The organism is Polyangium sp. 15x6, assembly GCF_029960785.1.
GTDB lineage: Bacteria > Myxococcota_A > Polyangia > Polyangiales > Polyangiaceae > Polyangium.
In genome coordinates this window covers 85,095-103,107 of the sequence record NZ_JASBQE010000017.1, presented here as the reverse complement: position 1 = coordinate 103,107, position 18,013 = coordinate 85,095, and the positions used below count along the sequence as shown (strand labels likewise).

The window sequence follows — 18,013 nt, the reverse complement described above, 5'->3', positions numbered from 1 at the left end:
GTCAAGACGAAAGTTTCGCTTTCGACGGCCGGCTCGCCTCACGGCTTCGGCTGGCTGCGGGTGGCGGGGTTTTCGAAGGAGAACAGCTTGTTCTTCTCCAGCTTGTACGACGCCGTCTTGCCGAAGGGCGGGTTCATGTCCTGGATCCAGTACACGTCCCCCGAGACGATCGCGTCCTCCGGGCGCCCCGTGCGCTCCGGGTAGCGGAAGATGAAGTCCCGCATCGCGTCCCGGTACGCGGAGTTCGCCGGCAGGTGGATGCGGTTGAAGTAGTCGCTCCAGATCTGGTTGTACCGGAGGCTCTGCGCCTTCGTGAGGTCGAACTCCGGCGGCTTGCCGGTGAACGGATCGATCGAGCGGCCGTCGATGGTCTTCGCGTCGACGATGATCGTGCCGTCGTCCATCACGGGGTTCGGCGAGAACATGAACCAGCCCTGGAGGTACCGCATCTTCTGCGCGAGCACGCGCAAAGGCTCGGGGTGCGGGACCTTCACGCGGCGGTTGACGACCCAGAGCTCGACGAGCGCCTGGTTCACCGCGCCCGCGAGCATCGCGACGACCGCGAGCTCGCGCAGCGTCACGACGAACCGGCCGACCTTGCGACGAAGCGGCGAGGGCTCGGTGAGGGTCACGGGGCCCGGCGCGCGCGGGACACGCAGGCCGAAGATCCGCGAGACGTCACGCGCGGTGACGGCGCTGCAGATCGCGTCGACGAGGTGCGAGAGGCCAGGGACGCGCAAGAGCCAGGCGATCGTGGGGCCGAGCGGCAAGGCCGCGACGATGTCGGCGAGCGCGGCGCTCTGCTCGAGGCGCGCGTGGTCCTTCGGTCTCTCGGCGGCGATGCCACGCGTGAGGCCCTCCGCGGCGCGGAACGTGAGCAGCTCGTAACGGTCGAGGCGCTTGAGGACGCGGCAGAGCCAGAGCGAGGCGCCGGACGAGGGGTCGAAGAGGACGACACGCGCGCGGTGCGTGCGGCGCATCGTGCGGGCGGCGAGCTCCCAGTCGTCGGTGGTGAAGAGCAGCGTGGAGAAGACGCACATCGCCCAGGCGAAGGGGCCGAGGACGAAGGTCGCGCCGAAGCCGATGTGCAGGATGCACATGAGCGAGATGGCGAGCCGGCGGGCCCAGGAGCGGCCGAGCGGCGAGGCGACGCAGATCGGGATCGTGGCCTCGGCCATCAGGACGAACTTCGTGGCGACGATGATGAGCGCGGGCGGGACGAGGCCACGCACGGCCGCCACGAGGGGCGTGACCATGCGGTCGACCCAGAGCACGTAATGGACCGCCGTGCCGTTTTTCCAGGCCGTCCCGGTCTTGTGAACGACGTTGAAGTAATAAATGGCGGCGATCTGGAGGAGGACGACGCCGGCCACGAGCGAGACGTGCGGCGCGAGCTTGCGCGGCTCGATGAGGTTCGTGCGGTCGTTGAGCTCGTCCGCGTTTGCCTCTTTGCGGCGGCGCATCGAGTCGAGCAGGGCGTCGACGGAGAAGCGGTCCCCCATCGGGAGGAACGCGGTCCACATCACGAGGAGGTTGAAAACGACGTATCCGCCATTCTCGATGAGGAGGATGCGGCCATTCATGCTGGCCACGAAGATCGCGGCGAGCGCGTGGGCGATCCGCGTCTTGTAGCCGACGAGGACGCAGGTGAACGTGACGAGGAGGACCGCCCAGAGGGCCCAGAGCTCGGGGGCGGTGGAGAAGGCATTGAAGAGGGTGAACGCGCCCCAGGCCTGAGGCCGGAAGAGGTTCAGGTGCGTCGGCAGGACCCCCTTGTCCGAGTACATGTGGAGCCAGTCCGGCGTGCGCCGGAAGAGGTCCGTGACGAGGAGGAAGCCGAGCATGATCCGGGCGAAGCCGAGGGTCCGCCGGTCGATCGAGAGGTAGACGTCGCGGATGATCGTCCAGTAGCCCTGGAGGTGCCACGAGAGCCACCCGAGGCCTTTGGGCGTCTCGGCGGCGGCGGCGGGCGCGGCCTGGGAGGCCTCTTCTGGCGCTTCGTCGAGGGCCTCGGGGCTTGCGTCGATGGGCGGCTGGCCGGTGGCGGAGCTCATGGGGCGTTCCCCCATTAGCGCGAATTTCGAGCCGCCGCACGCCTTCACTTCCCTTCCCCGCACGCGGGAAATTTGCGTTAGGCTCGGCCCGATCCCGCGTATCGAGCGGGGCTATCGCATGCTTACCGCTACGGAACGGAAGACCCTGGCCTGGTGCACGTTCATCGCAGGGGTGTTATGTCTGATCCCCGGGGAGACGCCGCGCGGGCCGAGGATATGGGACTACGCACGGCAGGTCCTCCTCGACCGGCTGCTGGAGCATCGGGCGACGCAGATCGCATGGGTGATCGCCGCGGTCATCGTGATCCATCACGTGTGGAAATCCCGGAGCGAAGCGGCATCGACGCCGGGAGATGCCTCGTCGCCCGCGGAGAGCGCTCGAACGGGCGGGGCGTAGCAGGGCCGCTCTCGGTTGGGCCTTGACAAGTCGCTCAGAAGGAAAACCTGCCGGAGACGGCCGGCTCCACGCTGGCGCCGGTCCACGCGAGCGTGCGGAGGACGCGCACGCCACAGGCCGCGACGAGGGCCAGGTGCTTCGCGAGCGTGTAGGCGATCCCGAGATGGATGGCGGGAAAGAAGCCGAGATATCGCGAGCAGAGGCCCCACGCGTTGCAGACCGGGACGCGGCCGAAATCGAGGTGCGCGGCGAGCTCGAAGGACAATGGGGCGCGGGATGGTTGAAGGCTGGCGCTCAGGAGGGGGCCTCCGAGGATGCCCATCCAGGCCGCGTCACGAAAGAGGCCGAACGCGCCGAGATTGGCGCCGAGGCCGAGGGATACGTTTTCGCGTAGGGCAAAGGTGCGGCGGGCGGAGAGGGATGGCATGAGGCCGCCGGTCGAGCGCTGGGCGTGGTCGCCGAGGACGACGTAGGAAGCTTTTACGTCGAATTGCCACGGGTGGGGATCGGCGTGGGCTGTGCGGGAGTGGAGAAGTGCGGCGAGAAGTGGCCCGCAAAGCGTGACCATGGCGCGGGGATTCATAATCTCTGGGGCTTCGGTAGAACTTCGCGGACCTTGCGGATCGCGGCGAGCCAGGCTTCCGAGGAGCGCGGAGGCGCCTTTCGTGTGCATGCCGCATGCACGGCGAGGACCGCCGCTAGCGTCTCTTGCTCGGGTTCGTCGAAATGATCGATCATTCGATCGCCGACCCAATAGAACTCCTCCGGGAGGCGGCGGTTCTCGATCGCGCTCTCGTCCACAGGGACGCCGTCGGTCTCGCAATATGCGTGATAGGCGAGCTCGGCGGCGATCCGCGTCCGAATGGGACGTAGCTTTCGGAGCATGCGGGGCTCGGGCCCTCTGTGGGCCTGAGCCCACGCCACGTCCTCCTCGGGGACGGGATCTTGTTTGGCCCGGCGATCGAGCTCGAAGAGCTCGGCGAGGAGAGCTCTCTGCTCGGCACGGTCGACCGTGCAATAAAGCTCCCTCGCGAGCTCAGCCTCACGTGCGGCTGAGGGGCCCGGCGCCAGGGGAACGAACGTGATCTCGGCCCGCCTCATTCGGAGCTCCCGCAATCGCTCCCTCGTACCCGGAGGGACAACCGATCCTTTCACGGGTTCGAGCGGCACTTTCGAGGCGAGATCCTTCCTATGCGCCCATTTCGTTCGAACGTCCCCGGCTGCCGCGCGCCAGTGCTCCGACGGCGCCGGCGCCGGCTGCCCCGCGCGGCTTCCAAATGCGGCCAAGGCTGCGGCCAGGGTCTCCTCTTCGCTCTCGCCTTCGGGGGCGCCCGCCACGCGGTCACCGAAGTCGTACCAGGGCTCGTGATCGAACGCGGGGCTCCTCCATGGCGGCATGCTTCGCCCCTCGAACGTGCCGCCCGTGCTCGCGAGGTACCCTTCGTACGCCCATTCTCCAGCGTTGCACCGCCGCGGCCCTAACAGGTTCAACACTTTTCGTTTGCGGTGAAGCCGCGCCCACTCCATGTCCTCTTCCGGAACGGGATCACGAAACGCTCGGAGGAGGAGCTTGGCGAGCTCCATTGAGATCGCCTCCTTTCCTGCGTGGTCCTCCATGTGCCAGTACTCCAGCCTGAGCTCGCCCTCGAGCGCGGCGCTCGGACCCGGCGCAATGGGCTTGCTGGGTTCGGCGGTTGGATGCGGCTTCACGTCAACCACCTCCCTCCGTCGGCGGATCCGTTTCGGTGACCGGATCGCTCGGGCACCCCCACCCGGGCCCGGCGCCGAGTGGACAAAGCAGGGGCGCGAGCTCGGGCGCGATGAAGCCGGGCGGCGGCGAGGGGAGCCTGACCAGGAAGTCGATCATGTCGTCGAACGAGATCGATTCTGCCTTCCAGATGTCCTCCGGGAGCTTCTCGAGCTCGTACCGCTCATCGTACTCGAACCGGCACTCCACGTCCTTGCCGGGGCTCTGCTGCGCCATGATGTCGCCCTTCTTCAACGAAGTCTCCTCGTACAAAAACTTATCCTTGCAATCGAGGAAGGTTACGTAAAAGGGAATCTCTCTGAGGCACTGGAGGACGTCGTAGACCATCCAGGCCTTATCGGGCTCGTCCCTCCAATCTTGCCACTGCCCGTCGACATACTCGCGGCACTGGAGCTTCCCCACCTGATTGTTGGTGGGCTCCTCTTCGAAATAGAGGATCGCCTTCCCGTTCATGGTCCCTTTCGTCAACTGGAGGATGTCGTTCGGCACCATCCCGGCGAGGCGATCACGCAGCGCCTGGCGATCGTCGGGATCCATGATCGAACAGCTCGGCAAAACGAGGGCGATCAGCCCGATCGCCACAGCGCGGAGGAGCGGGTTCATGCGGTCATGCTCTCACGGGTTTGACCAGGAAATCAACCCGCTCCCCCCAAGCCTCAACCTTCCGGCGCTTGCTTCGCCTTCGCCGCTCGCTTCGCGCGCCTCCTCGCCGTCGCCTTCTCCGCCGCCGCGAGCAATGGGGCGCGAATGGCGTCCACCATCGCAGCGGGCGCGACCGATTCGTCGAGGTTCGCGAGAATCGTCCCGGCGACCTTCGCCCATGCGCGCATCCGTTTGCGGACCTCGGCCGGCGCAATGGCATTCTTCTGCGCCTCGGCGGCGGCTTGCGGCTTCTGATTCTCGACGGCGCCGAGCTGCTTTCCCGTATCGCCGAGCTGCATGGCGACGTCCTTCGCGGACGTGTCCTTGTCGACGTGAATCGCCCCGAGCACGGGGGCGAGCTCGCCCTCGGCGAGCTTCGCGATCTGCGCGGCATTGCCCGCTTCCGCCTGGTACGAGGCCGAGACGATGTTGAGGCGCTCGGGGAAGAGCGCCTCCCGCGCGCTCTCGATGACCTCCGCCTTCGCTTCATTGGGCACATGCTTCCCGAGCTCGTAATGCTGGGCCGCGAGCATTGAATAGAAGAGAGCGCGCGAGAGGTGGTCGTGCCGATCGTCGAGGGACTCGGCCTCGTCGCCGAGGGCGCGGAGCGTGGACGCCGAAGAGTCGCCGTCCCGCGCTGCGACGAGGCCCGCATGCACGGTCTCGACGCGCCCGATGAGCGGCGCGACCTCCGGGATGGAGAGGAACAAGGGCTTGTGCTGGGGATCAAGCCAGTGCGCAGATACACTGATCATCTCCCCGATTTGTAGGTCACGGACGGACGCTGTCATGGTTGGGCACTGTACAGCTCGCTCGGGATGGCTGGCAAGGGGGGACGGACAGTACGGCGGACCTCGAAGGTGACCTCGGAGTACGGTCCCATCGCCCCTGACCCGGCGTGACCCGCGAGAAGGAGCGTGCGACCCGAACCGGTACAGCTTTCGCAAGGCGCCCGAGCATGGGACAGAAGCGCCCAGAGGAGCTCGGCTGTCCATCACGCTCGAAGGAGAATGGCAACCTTGCGGCAGCCGTAGCCAGCCCGGCGTGTGTGGGAATGGGGGTTCCGCCGGCGACCTCTTGGTCAGGACACAATCTGTTCGAGGCGTTCCACGAGAGGGGGCAACCATGGCAACCGCGCAGCAGGCAGCCGATCAGCAAAGCCTGTTCACCGATGATTTGTTCTACTTCATCCTGAGGCTCCGAAAGTCCCGTATCCGATCGGTCGCGGAGCGCGTGCGGCGCATGTATCCGGACGAGTCGCCCGAGCAGCAGGCGCGTCGTCTCATTGCATCGACCTCGGCGATCTCGTTCGCCGCGGGCGGCCTCGTTCATGCGCCCGCCGCCATCCCTGGGTTCGGCATCGTATACGAAGGCCTGGGATTCGTCGCCGGCGCATCGATCCTTACCAGGATGCACCTGTACCTCATCCTCGAGATAGCGCTGCTCTTCGGGAAGGACATCGACCAATCCGAGCGCGTGACGGAGCTCGTGGCCGTGGTGGCGGCTTGCGCCGCCAGCGCCGCCGCTCCGGTGGCTGTCGCGATGACCTTGAACCCGGCCTTCGCCGTACCTGCGGGGGCGCTCGCTGCGACGGCCGCCACCCAGGCGATCGGGGAATCGGCGATTCGCCGTTACAAGCGCTCGACAGCGCCCGAGGCGGCCGCCGTCTCCGCGCCGGCGAAGGGATAGCGCGGCTCTCGGGCATTCCCGGTCGGAAAGCGCGTCGACGGCCCCCTCTCGCGCAGCTCACCTCACGCCGGCCACACACCCGACCCGAGGCAAAGAATCAGCGCCCGGAGGCATCATTGCTTCTGCACGACGCGGAAGAGGGGGGCGCCGTCCGCCGGCGCGAAGAGCTCGAAGTACTCGGCCTGCGGCGGCGTCCCCGCCTACATCTGGCGCCGGCCGATGAAATTCGGGGGGGGCATGCAGAATGTCTGCGACGAACGGATCCCCCGAGCATCTTCGGTACGGCGCCACGGATGGATGGCGCTCAGGAGGTCTTGATGGTCCGCTCTTCGTCGCTTGTTTTTGGTGTGCTCGTGTCGACGCTCCTCGTTGCGTTCGTGGCCTGTGGGGGGGAGGGCGACGCTGACTCCGGGCCCACCGGCGGCACGGATCCCCAGCAGGGCTTCACGTCGTGCGGCAGTTTCCCCGACATGATCGCGAAGTCGTGTCAGCCGGGCCAACATTGCGCGGACGCGACGTTCTCCGATTGCAAGGCCGGGTGCCTCTCGAACGTGAACTGCGCCTCGGACCAGACGTGCCAAAAGGCGGCGGGGGAGACCACGGGGGCGTGCCAGAACAACGCGACCACCACGTCGAGCTCGAGCGCGAGCTCGAGCGGCGGAGGCGGGGGCAATAACCTGGCGAGGTGCCAAGACGCCTGCAAGAAGATGCTACAATGCGGGCTCCTGGACGCCACGGACGGCGCCCAGTGCACGAATGATTGTAGCGAGGCTTCGGACGTGGAGCAAAAGACCATCGCGGATTGCGTCGAGCCGTGGACGTGCAACGCGCCGATCCCTGGGTGCCTCGATCCGATCGTGTGCGGGCCGAGTTATCCCTGCCCCGCCGGTCAGGATTGCCTCGCCCATACCTGCCTGTGAACCTCGAATGAAGCGATCGGGTTGACGCGCTCGCGAAGGCAGACGCGAGCGCGCGGCGTCGACGACGACGGTCCGCTCTTTTTCGAGCGCCGCCTCCTCGCCGCACCGAGCAGCGCCGCAGACGCCGCGAGCAGGCCAAAGCTGCCCTCCGCGCCGCCGACGAGCGAAGGTGGGCGGCGCTGCGACCGGGCGGCGGCTCTCGCCCGCACGCGGTGAGCGCGAGCATCCCCAAACAAAGCACGCCGCGCCGTCTCCTCCGCACGATCGGCGCGAGCGAAGGCCCGGCGATCCGCGACTGGCTGTTCGTGCGGCTCGGCACCGGTGGCGGAGACGCCGGAGGATTGATAGGCTGCGCGCTCGCGAAGGGGAGCGCAATGGACCGTCGGCAACTGATCTTGGGAATGGGCGGCCTGGTGGCGCTCGGCGCGTGCCGGGCGGCGGACGGCAAGCCGCGGCAATCGGCGGCGCGCGCCGATCTCTACCGGTGCGAGGGCTGCGAGGGCGTGTTCGAGCGGCAGCCGACCGCTTCGAGCGCGCGGATCGCGCCGCCGGGCGAGCCGGGCGAACCGCTGGTGCTGGCGGGAACGGTGATCGCGCTCGACGGCAGGGTTGCGGCCGGCGTGACGATCTACGCCTATCACACCAATTCAGCGGGCTTTTATGCCAACGGCACGCCCGAGACCGAGTGGAGCCGCCGCCACGGCCGGCTGCGCGGCTGGGCGAAGACCGGAGCCGACGGGCGCTACCGCTTCGAGACGATCAAGCCCGCGCCCTATCCTGACCGAAGCCTGCCCGCGCATGTCCATCTGACCGTGCTCGAGCCCGGGCGGCGGCCCTACTGGATCGACGACATCGTTTTCGACGACGATGCGCTGGTCGATGCCGCCTATCGCCGGCGGATGGAGAATCGCGGGGGCGACGGGATTGTCCGGCTGGCCCGCGAGCCCGACGGGCGGCTGCTGGCGGTGCGCGACATCCTGCTCGAGCGGCACCCAGCCTAGGGCTACGCGCGGGGATCACTGGGGGGGGTGGACGGGAGGGGGGGGCGGCAGACGCAGATCCACAGGGGGAGGAGTCCCCAGCAGACGCCGGATTGGCTCCCCATGCTCTTGCAGTAAGCGTCGCACGCGGCATCACCGCCTCGGAGGCAAGGCCAGGGATCGTCCGAGGCGGCGGTGGCGACCAGGGCTTCATCCGCCTGCGCCGCCGGATCCTCCACGCTCGCCACGCATCCGAAGGCCACGGGTGCGACGGCGACTGCAATGAGCGCCGCGATCTTCGAGAGCTTCATGACGACCTCCCTTGTTTTTGCCGTCGGCCCTCGTCGCGCCGCAAGAGGAGCCCATTGCAACCCGCACCGCGTCGATCTTCATCCGACCAGCTACAATCATCTCCTGGTACGGTTCGGACGAATGTCGAGTGGACCTGCCGGCGTATCCATCGCCTCGTGGACCTGACCGGCGTCACGGTCGTTCGCGCGTGAGCGCCCTCGATCCCCGCCCCTCGGGGATGAACGTCGGATGACCGTCGAAGTGGTCGGACATCAACCTGGAGCTCGTCGTCGTCGTGCTCGACGTAAACAAGACGGACGAACCCCGTGCGCGGGCACTGTCGCCCGGAGTGGCTGCTGCGTTGCGCGCGTGGCGAGATGATTGCGCCGCAAGAGGCTTGCGCGTGTCAGGGGACGCGCTCGTCTTCGTGTACGACGATGGGCAGCGGAAGGGACAAGGACCTACTGTAAGGGAGACTCCCATCCGGTTCCGTCAACATCTGGAGTTGGCAGGCATCCGCCGGCCGGAGTTGTTCGCGCGGACGGAGGCGTGGGTACAAGACCGAACGGGGCACGAGTCAAGCGCCATGATCAACCGCTACCGGCGTACCACACGCGAAATTCATCCAAGATCCGCGGGGTTGGCGACCCCGGGTCAGACCGGAACCGTACTCGGGGGTTGGCTTCGAGCGTCGCCCGGACCTCGAAGGTGACCTCGGAGGTTAGGTCCGAGCTCCGCGCGAAGCTCGAAGATGACCTCGGAGGTTGGTTCCGAGCTCCGCGCGAAGCTCGAAGGTGACCTCGGAGGTTGGTTCCGAGCTCCGCGCGGACCTCGAAGGTAACCTCGGAGGTCGGTTCGGGGCTCCGCGCGGACCTCGAAGGTGACCTCGGAGGTCGGTTCGGGGCTCCGCGCGGACCTCGAAGGTAACCTCGGAGGTCGGTTCCGAGCTCCGCGCGGACCTCGAAGGTGACCTCGGAGGTTGGTTCCGAGCTCCGCGCGGACCTCGAAGGTGACCTCGGAGGTTGTGCAACTGGAATCTTGGGTGACACTTCAGACCGGGACCTCGGGTGACACTTTTTCGCTTCTCGAGAGGTCGACCCATCACCTCGGGTGGCACAACCCGGGGACTCCGGGACGTGGACCGTGACCATGGGTTACACGGCCCGGCAGGGCAGGTACGGAGACCACCAGCCTCCGCGACGTGGTCCGGCAGGTTGATTCTCACGGACCGGTCAAAATCAAATCATCGTCTCGCGGCCCCGACGGTCATCCGACGGTCATCCCCGAGGGGCGGGGATCGAGGGCGCTCACGCGAACGACCGTGACGCCGGTCAGGTCCACGAGGCGATGGATACGCCGGCAGGTCCACTCGACATTCGTCCGAACCGTACCAGGAGATGATTGTAGCTGGTCGGATGCAGATCGACGCGCGGTGTGGGTTGCAATGCGCGCCTCTTGCGGCGCGACGAGGGCCGACGGCGAAAACAAGGGAGGTCGTCATGAAGCTCTCGAAGATCGCGGCGCTCATTGCAGTCGCCGTCGCACCCGTGGCCTTCGGATGCGTGGCGAGCGTGGAGGATCCGGCGGCGCAGGCGGATGAAGCCCTGGTCGCCACCCGCGCCTCGGAGGATCCCGCGCTGGCTTGCCTCCGAGGCGGTGATCCCGCGTGCATCGCTACCTGCAAGAGCTTGGGGAGCCAATCCGGCTTCTGCATAGGAACCGGCTTCGGGTGGGTCTGCTTCTGCAACCCCCCCGTCCCGTCCACCCCCCCCCAGTGATCCCCGCGCGTAGCCGGGCCGGGGTGCACGACGGCGGATGTCCGGGCAGCGCCGGACCGGGGAAGCCACCTCGGGTCCACTCGACATTCGTCCTTCTACGCCCAGTTCACCGTTGAACGAGGACCGCGAGAAGGCCCGCGCGTGAATCTGCCCCTGAGCCCCAAAGGGCGGCAACGTCCGAAGTGGCACCACCACGCGCCAGCGGGGCGGCCGAAACTGTTGATGTCCGGCGAATGGCCGTAGGCGGAAGCCTGGGTTCGTCCGGGCGGGCTCCCTGGTTCGTCATGACCGAACCGTGCGCCGGGCCTCTTGTCTTTTCCGGTCGCTTCCTGGTAGACAAAGGTTCGTCCACGGATTCGATGCGCTACCCGGGTATCAACCTGCTCACTGCCTCGGTCGTCACGTTTGCGGCGCCTGCGATGGCTGACGACGCGCTGGTGGACCAGCGGCTCGCGTTTCGGCTGGAGTATGTCGTTCCCGCGGACGTTCGGTGTCCCACGGAGGCGGCCCTTGCCGAGTTGACGAGCGCGAAGTTCCGCTACGACGTCTTCCCGGAATCGGCGCGTGCGTCCCTCTCCGTCACGGTGCGGCGTGCCGGGGGGCAACTGGAGGCCGTGCTCAGCGCGCGAGATGAGCAGGGGACGGTCCAATGGGAGGAAACGGCGACACCCCGAGGGAAGTGCAATGATCTCGTCGAGGACGTCGCGCTCATGGTGGCGGTGCGGTTCGTGACCGTGAAGGGGGAGAAGCCGGAGGCGTGGGCACTCCTGGTCCCGCCGGCGCCTCCGGAGGCACCCAATCCCCCGCCGCCGAGCATGCCCCTACCGCAGCTCCGTCGGCGGGCTTATGAGGAGCCCCTGTTCCCGCCCTCAACGCCCTCAACGCCCTCAACGCCCTCAACACCCTCGGCTCCCGACGCTCCGCCGTTCCGGACCGAGCTGTCCGCGGCCGCCGTGTTCGCGCCGTTCGACACTCCGAACGTCGCCTTCGGCGGAGCCATTCAGGTGTCGCTGCGTTGGCCGTGGGCAAGCCTCGGCGTCGAGTTTCGCGGTGTGGGCGATGCTCTGGGTGAGGTGGCCGAGGTCCCGGTACGCACGTGGCTCCTGACGGCGGTAGGGCTTCCGTGCCTTGTCATCTGGGAGCGTGCGCGCGTCTGCATGCCGATCTCGGGCGGCTTTTATCAAGCTACCGTGGGCAGCCAAGCGAAAACGGGACAAGGCGGTGCCCAACCATTCGTCGGAGTGGGGCTGCGGGTTTCGTACGATTTCCCGATTGCAGCCCGCATAAAGCTTCGGGGATATGCGGAGGTCATGGCCGCAGGTACCAGGGGTGAAATCGAATTGGTTCGCCCTGGGGCACGAGACACCGAACAAATTTGGAGTATGCCGTTCATTTTACCATCGATCGGAGTAGGAGCCATATGGGAGCCCTAGCCATCGTCCGTAATTTGTTATTCATTGCATTGGTGTTTTGCTCCGCAGCCTGCTACGTGGGCGCCATAACCATCTACGAGATAGGCGATGCCGGACCGGATGCCGATGACGCCGGAACGAACGATGGCGGCGAGGAAGACGGGGGCGGCGGCGGCACCGAGGCCAAATCATGCGAGGCGCGGGGCGGGCAGTGCGTCCCTTTGCGGCCCATCGGATGGAGCGACCCTATCCTCATCGCGAAGTCGCCGGGTCACTCTCTCGAATGTCCCCCGGAGGCGCCCGTACACCATTTCACCAAGTACGCTGACCTGATCGCCGGGCCGCTCGACTGCGCTTGCGCCTGCAAGCCATCCACCGGGACGTGCATCCTTCCCGCGACGATGACCGCGCAAAACGCTGCGTGCGGCGCGCCGGGGGCCACCGTGACGTCGTTCGATCCTCCGACCGAGTGGGATGGTGCCTGCTCGAACACGAGCGCAATCGCCGCCGGCAAACAATGCGGCGGCAAGGCGTGCGTCGAGTCTCTCACGATTGGACCGATGCAAGCCGTGGACGTCGGCTGCGAGGTGGAGAAGGAGCCCATCCTCACGGGAACCTCCGACGTGCCGAGGTGGGGGCTGACGGTCATCGGCTGCGAGGGGTTCCCGGAAGGTGGGGAGGTGGGGTGCGGCTCCGCGGCGAAGTGTGCCCCCGCGCCCGCGCCCCCGCCCGAGTTCCAGATCTGTGTGTATCAGGACGGGGATGTCCCCTGCGAAGGCGAAAGTTATACCGATCGTTTCGTCATTTATGCCGGCTACGACGACAAACGGACCTGCACGGATTGCACGTGCTCGCCCGAGGTCGTCGGCAGTCTGTGCACGGCGACCGCCTCGATCTACTCGGACGCCATGTGTCTGACGCCACTGGTTTCGGGGTACCCGATCTCGTCGCTGAAAGAGGTGTGTTTGGACCTGTCACCACCAGGACCGGCGCTCGGGGGCAAGGCCCTGTCGGACGTCAAGTACCACCCGGGCACGTGTCAGCCGATCGGCGGTGCGTCCACCGGCGAGGTGGAGCGCCTCCGCCCGTCGACGATTTGCTGTCGCCCGTAGGATTTTGGTGTCCCTCTCGGGGGGTCGACCCAATCCCCGAAGATGTGACCCAAGAACGAACCTCGAACACGTCGACGCGTGACCAGCTCGTGCAGTTCTCGCGCCGCGTCCCGATCTGGCTGGCCCGTCTCACACCCCCCTGGGGGCCCGTCGCGGACGAGCACATCCCGGACCTCACGCAGGAGGTGCTGCTCGCGGCCATTGCAGGGTTGTCGAGGTACGACCCGGCCAAGGGTTCGCTGGGCCTCTGGCTGTACGTGATCACGAGGCGGATGGCGCGCGATCATCGCCTGCGCGAGGACTATCGAAGCGATTTCACCGACGAGCAAGACGTGACCATCCTGCCGGTGGGCGCGCAAAACCCCGAGGAAGCCATGGCGTCAGCGCAGTATGAGCGGCTCGTTCACGAGACCATCGGGGAAATGGACGAGGATCTGCGCGAGGTGCTCACGGCCGTGGAGCTCGCGGAGCTGAGCTACGAGGAGACGGCGCAGCTCATCGGGGGCTCGAAACGAACGGTCAAGGATCGGCTGGAACGAGCGCGGCAGGACTTTTCCCGGCGAATCAAGAGGAAGATGCGCGACCGCGGGCTCGTGGTCCTGCCGTTCGCGGTGGACGGGCTGTTCGCGTTCATTCGCGCCCGTACGGAGCAGGTGCCGGAGGCCCAGCTCGCGCAGTTCCGCGCCATCGTCGAGCAGAGCCTCGCGTCGGGGGCCGAGCCAGCGGTTCCCGATGCTGTGCCCAATGCCGAGGCGGCCACGTCTGTCGCTTCGAACGTCGGCTCGTTCGTCGGCGGAAACTTCACGGGCGGGATCGTGGGCGCGGTCATCGTTTATCTCCTCATGCAGACCGCGCCGGCCCCGGTGCCGGTGGCCGCACGCGCCTACACGGACGAGCGCGTCCCGCACGTCCCTGTCGTGGAACCGACGCCCGCGCAGCCAACCACGCCGCCAGCGGCGCCACCGCGGAATCTCACTGCGGGGCATCAACCGGCGGATCCCCTGCTCGAGGCGCGCGCCTTGCTGGATCGCGCCCGAGGCGCCTTGGAGCGGGGGGATCTCGCGGATGCCCGCGCGGTTCTTGCTCGCTACGATCGCCGTTTCCCTGCGAACCCCTTCCCCAACCTGAGGGCAGCGGTCCTCGGGAAAATCGTGAAGGCCGCGCGCTGAGTGAATTTTTCGGTGTCCCTTCGCCGCGGCCGAACCAATCCCTCTAAGTAGGTCCGTCACAACGACGGGCCGAAGGAAACGTCCCATGCCCAGGAAGCTCAGCAAGAGAATGGTCCCCCACGCTCCCGAGCCGTCCGAACCTGCGGAGCTGGCCACGGAGCTCGCGCTCGCCAGCGACGGCAAGCTTTATTTCCAGCTCGAGGACGAGCCGCCTTCGGGGCGTCCGGTGTTCGTCGGCTACGCATTGCATGCCGAAGAAGCCATGAAGCTCAGCGCGGCGGACTTGCTCGCGTGGGCCATGCTCCACAAGCTCGCGCTCGGGAGTGATGGCTGCATCTACGTGGAGGAGGGGGCCATCGACGCGGAAGGCCGGGACGTGTTCCGCGGCTTTGCTGCGACCGCGGAGGAAGCAGTCCGCGCGGCCGAGGCAGTGCACCGCGCCGCGTTCAACATCACGGTGGAGGTGTTCGCGCGGAAGCGCGCGGCATAGCACCAGCGCGGCGTTCCAAAGGGTGGCCACTGGATCTGAAGTGGCACCACCACGCGTCAACGCGACGGATCCGTCGTCAGCCGGATTGGGATCGAGCGGGTTACGCCGGGTCAGGGGTGATAAAACCGTTCTCGGAGGTCACCTCGAGGGTCGGTTCGGGGCTCGGCGCGGACCTCGAAGGGAACCTCGGAGCTTAGGTCGGAGCTCCGCGCGAGGCTCGAAGGTGACCTCGGAGGTCGGTTCCTTCACCACGCTCGATCCGCGTCGCGCCCCTCGGTGGCGCGTGCGACCGCCTAGATATGCCAGGTTGACGCGCAGCAACCTGGCGTCAAGCGGTGGACATGATAACGAGGTATGCGCGAGCGCCTGGCGCGTGTTCGTGTCATCGAAGACCGGCATGCCTTCGTAGAGCTCCCATCGCGTGAGCCCCTCGTGCACCTTTTCCGTCAACATCGGGATGAGCGGAAGGAGCGGGCTGCTCAGAGAGCGCCCGGCCGAATCGACCACGCATTCGAGCCAAGACGCAAACGGGAGCCTCCGGAGCGCATGTCCGGCGCCGCGCAGGAGTTCGAAGAAGCCCTGCAGATCGGGCGACTCGGCCACCGGCGGCACGAGATGGTACGTCCGGCCCAGGTTTGCAGGGTTCAGCGAGATGCGCGTGACGGCGGCGCTCACGTAATCGACAGGGACGAAGTCCTTGCGTTGGCGCGGCAGGTCGGGATAACAGCCCGCATGTATGCAACCCTTGATCAACCGGCAGACGAAATCGTCCACGTTGGCGGCGCCCGTCGTCGTGTCGCCCATGATGAACCCCGGTCGGAAGATGCTCGTGGCGAGCCCACGCGAGCGCGCCGTGGAGACGAGTTGCTCGGCGACCCACTTGCTCTGTGAGTAGCCCATGTCCGTATCGAGGTAGGGCGCGCCGTGCGCGAGATTATCGGTCTCGTACACGACGCTCACGCCCTTGAAATAACCCACATGGCCGACGATACCGATCGATGATAGGTAATGCACCGGCTTCTGCCGGATCGCGCACGCCAGCCGGAGGACCTCACACGTCCCCGAGACGTTCGCGCCCCTGAGCGCGTGGTAGGGCTTGACATAATTGACCTCGGCGGCGGAATGGTAAATCGTGTCGACCTGCCCGGCTAGGGCGTGGAATTGGGGTGCATCGAGCCCGAGGAGCGGCTGCCTCAGATCGCCAGGAATGGGCAGAATGCGTGCCTCGTGCTGCGGCTGCCACAGTCCGTACATCGTGAGCGCCGCGCGAATACGCTCCATGCCCGCCTGCGTATCCTCCGCGCGCACGAGGCAGCAGATCTCCGCGCGTGTATGTCGAAGGAGATCGCGCAGGAGGAAGGCGCCGAGAAAGCCGGTGGCGCCGGTCAAGAAGATATGCCGGGGAGGGCCGCTCGGGCGGGTCGCAGTACCTGGGCGGATGCTCGGATCGAGCTCGACGTCGTCGTGGAACGACGCGATCGTGCTCGACGCGACGTCATTGCAGACGCAGCGTCGAGCATCGTCGATATTCTGCGCAAGGCGCGCGAGCGACGGCGCGTTGAAGAGATATCGCGCGGGCAAGTCAACCCGAAAATCCTGGCGGATACGGACGATGAGCCGCGCGGCAAGGATAGAATCACCTCCTAGGTCGAAGAAGGAGTCCTCCCGGTGGATGCCCTCCATGCGGAGGATATCATTAAAGATTCGTGCGAGGTGCGTCTCGGTGCTCGTGGAAGGAGGCGACGCCTCGTCGAACTCGGCCCGTGCACGCACGTCCCGTGGCGACGGAAGGGCGGAGACGTCGAGTTTTCCATTGCACGAGAGGGGGAGCGCGGGTAAGAGTACGGTGTGTGAGGGGAGGAGGTGGCTTGGTAAGCGTGCCTCGAGGTAGGCGCCGATCTGCTTCGTGTCGACGCTCGCGTAGGCGACGACATAAGCCACGATGCGCTTGTCGCCGGGGACGTCCTCCCGCACGACCACGGAGGCCTCTTTGACGAGGGGACAGGCGCAGAGCGCCACCTCGATCTCCCCGAGTTCGATGCGAAAGCCGCGGATCTTGACTTGACGATCTCGTCGCCCGAGGAAGTCAATGGTGCCGTCCTGTAGATAACGAGCAAAGTCCCCGGTACGGTAGAGCCGCGCCCCAGGCTTGCTCGAAAACGGATCCGCAATGAAACGATCGGCCGTGAGCTCGGGCTGGCGAAGATACCCGATGGCGAGCCCGTCGCCGCCGACATAAAGCTCGCCAGGTACACCCGCGGCAACGGGCGAGAGGTCCGGATCGAGCACGTAGGCGGTGGATTTTGCGATGGGCCGACCGATCGCGATGCTCGAGGTGTCATCGGGCTCATCACGGACGAGATGCGTCGTGGAGAATGTCGTATTCTCGGTCGGACCATACCCGTTGATCAGTCGTCTCACGCCGCCGGTACGCAGCACGGCACGAGCCCATTTCGGGTCGAGCGTCTCCCCGCCGACGACGAGATATTCGAGGCCCGAGAAGACGTCGGGATCGGCGCTCGCCAAATGATGAAAGATCGAGGTCGTCACGAACATCACGGTGATGCCGGCGCGGTCCTTGGCGGCGCGGAGAGCGGCAGGCGACAACAACGTGTCTTGCGGGACGAGGACGAGGCGCGCGCCGTTGAGCAGCGCGCCCCATATCTCGAACGTGGACGCGTCGAAGGACAAGCTCGCAGCGTGCATGACGCGATCGGAGCGACAAAACTCGATGTAATTGGTCTGCACGACGAGCCGGACGATCGCGCGATGGGGCACGACGACGCCCTTCGGGCGGCCCGTCGAGCCGGACGTGAACATCACGTACGCCGGGGCCTCGGATGTGAGATTTTGCAACGGATCGCCCGATGGAAGGTAGGCATCTCCGTTCGCCTTGTCATCATCGGGCGGGACGACGTCGCCCTGGAATCCGAGCTGACGCGCGTGATCCGGCTGCGCGACGAGCACCGGTGCCTCGGTCTCGTGAAGCATCCATCGCAGGCGCTCCTTGGGGTATGTGGGGTCCATGGGAACATAAGCGCCCCCCGCCTTGAGAACGCCGAGAATGCCCACGAGCATCGGAAGTGACCGGGCCACGGATATGCCGACGAGCACGCCCGGTCCCACCCCGCACCGCCGCAATCTGCGTGCGAGCCGTCCGGCGCTGCGATCGAGCGCGCCATAGGTGAGTGTTCGCCCCTCGTGCACGGCCACTATCATGTCTGGTGCCGCTCGGGCCTGCTCCTCGAAGAGAGAGTGAACCGTTCTGTCACGAGGCGCATCCGTGCTCATCATCGTTGTTAGCGTCACGC

General features: G+C 66.6%; 16 protein-coding genes. 9 read left to right on the top strand and 7 right to left on the bottom strand.

Translation table 11 applies throughout. The features are described from left to right. Positions 1-38: 38 nt before the first annotated feature. The gene (locus QHF83_RS15195; RefSeq protein WP_282418546.1) at positions 39-2,054 is read right to left on the bottom strand and encodes an HTTM domain-containing protein; all 2,016 of its coding nucleotides are present in this window, start codon (positions 2,052-2,054) and stop codon (positions 39-41) included. 118 nt (positions 2,055-2,172) lie between these two features. Here QHF83_RS15195 and QHF83_RS15190 point away from each other — a divergent pair, with 118 nt between their 5' ends. Next, the gene (locus tag QHF83_RS15190; RefSeq protein ID WP_282418545.1) at positions 2,173-2,451 is read left to right on the top strand and encodes a hypothetical protein; all 279 of its coding nucleotides are present in this window, start codon (positions 2,173-2,175) and stop codon (positions 2,449-2,451) included. 34 nt (positions 2,452-2,485) lie between these two features. Here QHF83_RS15190 and QHF83_RS15185 read toward each other — a convergent pair whose 3' ends face one another. The 4 genes from QHF83_RS15185 to QHF83_RS15170 are packed head-to-tail and all read right to left on the bottom strand — an operon-like array spanning position 2,486 to position 5,616. Beyond that, positions 2,486-3,019 carry a hypothetical protein gene (locus tag QHF83_RS15185; RefSeq protein WP_282418544.1) on the bottom strand — a complete coding sequence of 178 codons (534 nt, stop codon included), beginning with the start codon at positions 3,017-3,019 and terminating at the stop codon, positions 2,486-2,488. A gap of 11 nt (positions 3,020-3,030) precedes the next feature. Further along, positions 3,031-4,161 carry a hypothetical protein gene (locus tag QHF83_RS15180; protein ID WP_282418543.1) on the bottom strand — a complete coding sequence of 377 codons (1,131 nt, stop codon included), beginning with the start codon at positions 4,159-4,161 and terminating at the stop codon, positions 3,031-3,033. A 1-nt stretch (position 4,162) separates the two neighbouring features. Next, positions 4,163-4,822: a hypothetical protein gene (locus QHF83_RS15175; protein ID WP_282418542.1), complete on the bottom strand. Its 660-nt coding sequence runs from the start codon at positions 4,820-4,822 to the stop codon at positions 4,163-4,165. Between the two features lie 53 nt (positions 4,823-4,875). After that, positions 4,876-5,616 carry a hypothetical protein gene (locus QHF83_RS15170; protein WP_282418541.1) on the bottom strand — a complete coding sequence of 247 codons (741 nt, stop codon included), beginning with the start codon at positions 5,614-5,616 and terminating at the stop codon, positions 4,876-4,878. Between the two features lie 370 nt (positions 5,617-5,986). On the opposite strand from QHF83_RS15170, the gene QHF83_RS15165 reads away from it, so the two are divergent. The 3 genes from QHF83_RS15165 to QHF83_RS15155 all read left to right on the top strand — a co-directional run bounded on the left by QHF83_RS15165 (position 5,987) and on the right by QHF83_RS15155 (position 8,471). After that, positions 5,987-6,550, top strand: a complete 564-nt coding sequence (locus tag QHF83_RS15165) for a hypothetical protein (RefSeq protein WP_282418540.1) — start codon at positions 5,987-5,989, stop codon at positions 6,548-6,550. A gap of 317 nt (positions 6,551-6,867) precedes the next feature. Next, complete coding sequence (locus QHF83_RS15160) at positions 6,868-7,470, top strand: hypothetical protein (protein ID WP_282418539.1); 603 nt, start codon at positions 6,868-6,870, stop codon at positions 7,468-7,470. A 212-nt stretch (positions 7,471-7,682) separates the two neighbouring features. Next, complete coding sequence (locus tag QHF83_RS15155; protein WP_282418538.1) at positions 7,683-8,471, top strand: hypothetical protein; 789 nt, start codon at positions 7,683-7,685, stop codon at positions 8,469-8,471. A 2-nt stretch (positions 8,472-8,473) separates the two neighbouring features. On the opposite strand, the gene QHF83_RS15150 is transcribed toward QHF83_RS15155, so the two are convergent. Next, positions 8,474-8,761, bottom strand: a complete 288-nt coding sequence (locus QHF83_RS15150) for a hypothetical protein (RefSeq protein ID WP_282418537.1) — start codon at positions 8,759-8,761, stop codon at positions 8,474-8,476. Positions 8,762-10,240: 1,479 nt separating this feature from the next. Here QHF83_RS15150 and QHF83_RS15145 point away from each other — a divergent pair. From QHF83_RS15145 to QHF83_RS15125, 5 genes are all read left to right on the top strand, one after another. Then, positions 10,241-10,519 (top strand): hypothetical protein, encoded by a 279-nt coding sequence (locus QHF83_RS15145; RefSeq protein WP_282418536.1) that lies wholly within the window; start codon positions 10,241-10,243, stop codon positions 10,517-10,519. 284 nt (positions 10,520-10,803) lie between these two features. Further along, entirely contained in the window at positions 10,804-11,952 is a 1,149-nt protein-coding gene (locus QHF83_RS15140) for a hypothetical protein (protein WP_282418535.1), read from the top strand. Between the two features lie 380 nt (positions 11,953-12,332). After that, positions 12,333-13,043 carry a hypothetical protein gene (locus QHF83_RS15135; protein WP_282418534.1) on the top strand — a complete coding sequence of 237 codons (711 nt, stop codon included), beginning with the start codon at positions 12,333-12,335 and terminating at the stop codon, positions 13,041-13,043. A gap of 44 nt (positions 13,044-13,087) precedes the next feature. Then, complete coding sequence (locus tag QHF83_RS15130) at positions 13,088-14,212, top strand: sigma-70 family RNA polymerase sigma factor (RefSeq protein WP_282418533.1); 1,125 nt, start codon at positions 13,088-13,090, stop codon at positions 14,210-14,212. A gap of 85 nt (positions 14,213-14,297) precedes the next feature. Next, on the top strand, positions 14,298-14,702 hold the full coding sequence (locus QHF83_RS15125; protein ID WP_282418532.1) for a hypothetical protein: 405 nt from the start codon (positions 14,298-14,300) through the stop codon (positions 14,700-14,702). 138 nt (positions 14,703-14,840) lie between these two features. On the opposite strand, the gene QHF83_RS15120 is transcribed toward QHF83_RS15125, so the two are convergent. After that, positions 14,841-17,993: an amino acid adenylation domain-containing protein gene (locus tag QHF83_RS15120; RefSeq protein WP_282418604.1), complete on the bottom strand. Its 3,153-nt coding sequence runs from the start codon at positions 17,991-17,993 to the stop codon at positions 14,841-14,843. Between the last annotated feature and the right edge of the window lie 20 nt (positions 17,994-18,013).